4 protein-coding genes and 1 riboswitch are annotated in these 5,840 nt (G+C 60.8%); of the genes, 2 read left to right on the forward strand and 2 right to left on the reverse strand.

The window, feature by feature from the left end; genetic code table 11:
* Together guaA and guaB are read right to left on the reverse strand one after the other, a co-directional pair.
* Positions 1-1,436: glutamine-hydrolyzing GMP synthase (guaA, locus tag B3187_RS11940; protein WP_286806682.1), on the reverse strand; the 1,436-nt coding region annotated here is incomplete at its 3' end.
* 239 nt (positions 1,437-1,675) lie between these two features.
* Positions 1,676-3,148, reverse strand: a complete 1,473-nt coding sequence (guaB, locus tag B3187_RS11945) for an IMP dehydrogenase (RefSeq protein ID WP_123637134.1) — start codon at positions 3,146-3,148, stop codon at positions 1,676-1,678.
* Positions 3,149-3,292: 144 nt separating this feature from the next.
* On the opposite strand from guaB, the gene xseA reads away from it, so the two are divergent.
* Together xseA and B3187_RS11955 are read left to right on the forward strand one after the other, a co-directional pair.
* Positions 3,293-4,636: an exodeoxyribonuclease VII large subunit gene (gene xseA, locus B3187_RS11950; protein WP_286806685.1), complete on the forward strand. Its 1,344-nt coding sequence runs from the start codon at positions 3,293-3,295 to the stop codon at positions 4,634-4,636.
* 157 nt (positions 4,637-4,793) lie between these two features.
* Positions 4,794-4,899: riboswitch (TPP riboswitch) on the forward strand.
* A gap of 67 nt (positions 4,900-4,966) precedes the next feature.
* The coding region (locus B3187_RS11955) for an FAD-dependent oxidoreductase (RefSeq protein WP_286806687.1) at positions 4,967-5,840 on the forward strand (874 nt) is incomplete at its 3' end.

Here is a 5,840-nt window from a genome sequence, read left to right on the forward strand (position 1 = left end):
TCGATGGTTTCCACCGCGCGCAGGGCAATGACCCACTCGTAGCGACGAGCATCCCCAACGACACCGACCGATTTGACCGGCAGGAACACCGCAAAGGCCTGGCTGGTTTTGTGGTACCAGTCGGCGTTGTGCAGCTCTTCAATAAAAATGGCATCGGCTTCGCGCAGAATATCGGCGTACTCTTTTTTCACTTCACCCAGAATGCGCACGCCCAGGCCCGGCCCCGGGAAGGGATGGCGGTAGACCATATCGTAAGGCAGGCCGAGCTCCAGACCGATTTTTCGCACTTCGTCTTTGAACAGCTCACGCAGCGGTTCCACCAGCTGCATTTTCATGGTTTCCGGCAGGCCGCCCACATTGTGGTGGGATTTGATCACGTGAGCCTTGCCGGTTTTGGCGGCTGCGGATTCAATCACATCCGGATAGATGGTGCCCTGGGCCAGCCAATTGACGTCTTTGAGTTTGGTGGCTTCATCATCGAACACATCGATGAAGGTGTTGCCGATGATCTTGCGCTTGGCTTCGGGGTCGTCCACGCCGTGGAGCTTGCCGAGGAACTGGTCTTCGGCGTCGACGCGGATCACCTTCACGCCCATGTTACGGGCGAACATTTCCATGACCTGGTCGCCTTCGTCTTTGCGCAGCAGGCCGTTGTCGACGAACACGCAGGTGAGCTGGTCGCCGATGGCTTTGTGTAACAGGGCCGCCACCACTGAGGAGTCCACGCCCCCGGACAGGCCGAGCAGGACTTTGTCCTTGCCCACTTGTTCGCGCACTTTTTCGATGGCGTCGTCGACGATTTTGGCCGGAGTCCAAAGGGCTTCGCAGCCGCAGAGTTCGAACACGAAATGCTCGAGGATGCGTTTGCCTTGAAGGGTGTGGGTGACTTCCGGGTGAAACTGGACGCCGTAGAATTTTTTGGCTTCATTGGCCATGCCGGCGATCGGACAGCTCGGGGTGGAGGCCATGATGTCGAAGTCCGGCGGCAGTTTGATGACTTTGTCGCCGTGGCTCATCCAGACGTCCAGCAGGGAGTCGCCGTTGTGGTCGAGGTGGTCTTTGATGTCGTGCAGCAGTTGAGTCTGGCCGTGAACCTTGACTTGGGCGTAGCCAAATTCCTGGACTTTGGAGCCCTGTACGGAGCCGCCCAGTTGTTCGGCCATGGTCTGCATGCCGTAGCAGATGCCGAGTACGGGCACGCCGAGCTCGAAGACGGCTTGAGGTGCTCTCGGGCTGCCTTCGGCGTGGACGGATTCGGGGCCACCAGCGAGGATGATGCCGTTGGGGTTGTAGTCCCGGATTTCCTCGTCGCTCATGTCGAAGGCGCGGATTTCGGAGAAGACGCCGATTTCGCGGACTCGTCGGGCGATGAGCTGGGTGTATTGGGAGCCGAAGTCGAGGATGAGGATTCTTTGGGCGTGGATGTCTTGAGTCATGGGGGCTCTTGATGTTGGTTGGTGCGAGCTCGTTTGAGCGTCGTAGCTAGCTATGGGGCTTCGTAGCCGGGCCGCTACGGGGTATGGCCTTTAAAGACCCGCCGTGAACCCATCCCTGGGGGCTTCTCGTCGGCTCCCTGCCTCCGAGAGTCTTTAAAGGCCATACCCCGCATCGGCCCTTGGTGTTGCGCAAGATTCACTGGCGACACCAGTAAGAACCTGAACCAGAATAATCTGTGTTACCGCCCTACCGGATAGTTCGGGGCTTCTTTGGTGATCTGTACGTCGTGGACGTGGCTTTCACCCATGCCGGCAGAGGTGACGCGGACGAATTGCGGCTGGGTGCGCATTTCGTCGATGTTGTGGCTGCCGGTGTAGCCCATGGCCGCGCGCAGGCCGCCCATCAGTTGATGGACGATGGCGTTGAGCGGGCCTTTGTAGGGTACGCGGCCTTCGATGCCTTCCGGAACGAGTTTTTCAGCACCCTGGCTGGCGTCCTGGAAGTAGCGGTCGCTGGAGCCCTGGGTCTGGGACATGGCGCCCATGGAGCCCATGCCGCGGTAGGCTTTGTAGGTGCGGCCCTGGAACAGTTCCACTTCGCCCGGGGCTTCTTCGGTGCCGGCGAACATGGAGCCCATCATGACGGTGTGGGCGCCGGCGACGATGGCTTTGGCCAGGTCGCCGGAGAAGCGTACGCCACCGTCGGCGATGATGGGGATGTCAATGCCTTTCAGGCCGTCCACGACATTGGCAATGGCGCTGATCTGCGGTACGCCCACGCCACTGACGATGCGGGTGGTGCAGATGGAGCCGGGGCCGATGCCCACTTTGACCGCGTCGGCGCCGGCTTCAACCAGGGCTTTGGCGGCGTCGCCGGTGGCGATGTTGCCGCCGATGACCTGCAGCTCCGGATAATCTTTCTTGATGCGACGGACGCCCTCGATCACGTTTTTGGAGTGGCCGTGGGCAGTGTCCACCACGATCACGTCCACACCGGCCTGAACCAGAGCGGCGACCCGGTCAGGGGTGTCCGGGCTGGTGCCGACACTGGCGCCCACGCGCAGGCGACCTTCCGGGTCTTTACAGGCGTTGGGGTATTTTTCGGCTTTGTTGATGTCCTTGACGGTAATCAGGCCCTTCAGCTCGAAGTTGTCATTGACCACCAGGACTTTTTCGATACGGTGCTTGTGCAACAGGCTGCGCACTTCGTCGTTGCTGGCACCTTCTTTGACGGTCACCAGCTTTTCTTTCGGCGTCATGATGCTGGAGACCTTGGCCTCCAGGTTGGTTTCAAACCGCACGTCGCGACCGGTGACGATACCCACCAGGTCACCGTTGTCCAGCACCGGCAAGCCGGAGAAGTTGTTCTGCCGGGTCAGGGCCAGCAGGTCGCTGATGGTGGCGTTCGAGTCGATGGTGATCGGATCTTTGACCACGCCGGCCTCGAACTTCTTGACCAGGCGGACTTCCTGAGCCTGCTTTTCGATACTCATGCTTTTATGGATGATACCGATGCCACCTTCCTGGGCCATGGCAATGGCCAGGCGCGCTTCGGTGACGGTATCCATGGCGGAGGAAATCAGCGGAATATTCAGTTGAATGCCGCGGGTCAGCCGGGTTTTCAGTGAGACGTCTTTGGGCGTGACGTCTGAATAGCCCGGCAGGAGCAAAACGTCGTCGAACGTGAGGGCTTCTTCAGCAATACGCAACATACAGCCAACCTTTATCCTGAGATAAGTAAACCGTCAATTATACCGCCCACACGGCTGTGGGTAAACTGCCATCACCGGTTAAAAGTCATTGTTTTACCAGTCATTTTCGACATAAGCCCTGTCCGGTTTGGGTATAATGCCAGCATGTTTGAAAATGACCCCACAACCACCTCCGAACGGCCGATTTTCTCTGTCAGCCAACTCAACCGGCGCGCCAAGCAGTTGCTGGAAACCCACCTGCCCCTGATCTGGGTGGAGGGGGAGATCTCCAACTTTGCCCGCCCCTCCTCCGGCCACTGGTACTTCACTCTGAAGGACGATCAGGCCCAGGTGCGCTGTGCCATGTTTCGCGGCCGCAACCAGCAGGTGCGCTTCAATCCACAGCAGGGCCAGCAAGTACTGTTACGGGCCCGGGTCAGCCTGTATGAGAACCGCGGCGATTATCAGCTGATTGCCGAGCACATGGAGGAGGCCGGCGCCGGCGCCCTGCAACGCGCCTTTGAGGCGCTCAAACATAAGCTCGCGCAGGAGGGCCTGTTCGACCCGGCCCGCAAGCGGCCCATTCCCGCCCTGCCCCGTCATATTGGCGTGATCACCTCGGCCAGCGGCGCTGCGGTGCGGGATATTCTCACCGTGCTGCAGCGCCGCTTCCCGAGCATTCCGGTCACCCTGGTGCCGGTACCCGTGCAGGGCAAAGAGGCCGCTCCCGCGATTGTTGAGGCCCTGTCGTTGGCCAACCGATCGGGGCTGTTTGATGTACTGATTCTGGGCCGGGGTGGTGGTTCCCTGGAGGACCTGTGGCCGTTTAACGAGGAAGTGGTGGCCCGGGCCATTGCCGCCAGCGACCTACCGGTGATCAGCGCCGTGGGTCACGAAGTGGATGTCACCATCGCCGATTTTGTCGCCGACCTGCGCGCGCCGACCCCCTCCGCTGCTGCGGAGTTGGTGGTGCCCGACGCCAGCGAATGGTTGGTCAGGTTTCGCGGCTACGAGCAGCGCCTGACCCAACTGACGCGTCGCCGCCTGCAGGCCGAGCAACATCATCTGCAACATCTCAGCAAGCGCCTGCGTCATCCCGGGGAGCGTTTGCAGCAACAAAGCCAGCGTCTGGACAGCCTGGAGCTGCGTTTGCGTCGCGTCATGCAGCAGCGATTGGGGCAGGCACGCCAGCGCCTGGACAATCTCGCGGCTCGCCAGAAAGCGCAGCGGCCGGAGCCACAACTTCGCCAATGGCAAACCCGCATCGAGCAGCTTCGCCAGCGGCTGAACCGACAGATGCAACAGACCTTGAAGCAGCAGCGCCAGCGACTGAGCGAAGCCGGGCGATTGTTGCACGGGGTGAGTCCGCTGAACACGCTGGAGCGCGGTTATGCCATCGTGCACAACGACGCCGGTGAGGTGATTCGGGATGCGGCGCAGGTGAAGCCCGGGGAGCGGATCCGAACGCGGGTGGCGGCCGGGGAGATTCTCAGTCGGGTGGAGGAGTAGCGGTTTGATTTACGGCGGATGCGCCTTCGGCTTATCCGCCCTACGCGGCCCCAGTGGTTTGCGTAGGGCGGATAAGCCGAAGGCGCATCCGCCGTAACCACGCTCTACGCATCCGCCGTAACCGTTGATTCTGGCTTTCGCTCTGGTTACTATAAATACGAACTTGTCGGGGTGCCCTGCGTAAGGGGCTGAGATCGGTCACACCGAAACCCGTTGAACCTGATCAGGTTGATGCCTGCGGAGGAAACAAGCGAGCCTGGCCCTGTCTGGCCCCCTTCCCCTGCTTCAAACTCCTGATCTCACACGCTATACCTTTGTGTTTGAGGTCTTATGAGTCATGCAAAACTTTCCATCGGTATTGCCGGTGCGGGCCTGCTCGGGCGGCTGATCGCCTGGCAGCTGCTCCGCAAAGGGCACCGCGTCATGCTGTTTGATCGCGGCCCGGAACACGGCACCCAGGCCGCCGCCTGGACCGCGGCGGGGATGGTCGCGCCGCTTAGCGAAGCGGTCGTCTCCGACCGGTTTATCTACGATATGGGCCGCTACGCCCTGCGTCAGTGGCCGCAGTGGGTAAAACAGTTACCAGCGCACCGTCGCCCGCTGTGGCAATTCAATGGCAGCCTGGTGGTGGCCCATCCCCAGGATCAGTCAGAACTGACCCAGTTTTACCGGGACCTGTACCACGTCACCGGCGACACCCAGGGTTACCAGTGGTTGACCCGCCCAGCGCTTCACTCGTTGGAGCCAGATCTGAACGACCAGTTCCAGCATGGGCTTCTCCTGGAAAACGAAGGGCATCTGGACAATCGCACCCTGTTCACCGCGCTCGGGAATGCCCTGCGGGAGTTGGGCGGTCACTGCGTCTTTGATTGCGAGGTGGAGCTGGAGTCCGGCCTGATACACACGCCGTCGGGCCCACGCCGTTTCGATCAGGTGATTGACTGCCGGGGCATGGGCGCCAAGTCCGGCTTCCCGGAATTGCGCGGTGTGCGCGGTGAAATATTACAGGTGCAGACCCGGGACCTGACACTGAACCGGCCAATTCGGTTGATGCACCCGCGCTATCAGCTCTACGTCGTCCCCAAACCCGACCATCACTTTGTGATTGGCGCCACGCAGATAGAAAGTGAAGATCGCTCGCCCATGTCGTTGCAATCGTCACTGGAATTGAGCAGCGCGCTGTATACCCTGGCGCCGGCCTTTT

Source organism: Marinimicrobium sp. UBA4209, from assembly GCF_002381585.1.
Classification (GTDB): Bacteria; Pseudomonadota; Gammaproteobacteria; order Pseudomonadales; family Cellvibrionaceae; genus Marinimicrobium; species Marinimicrobium koreense.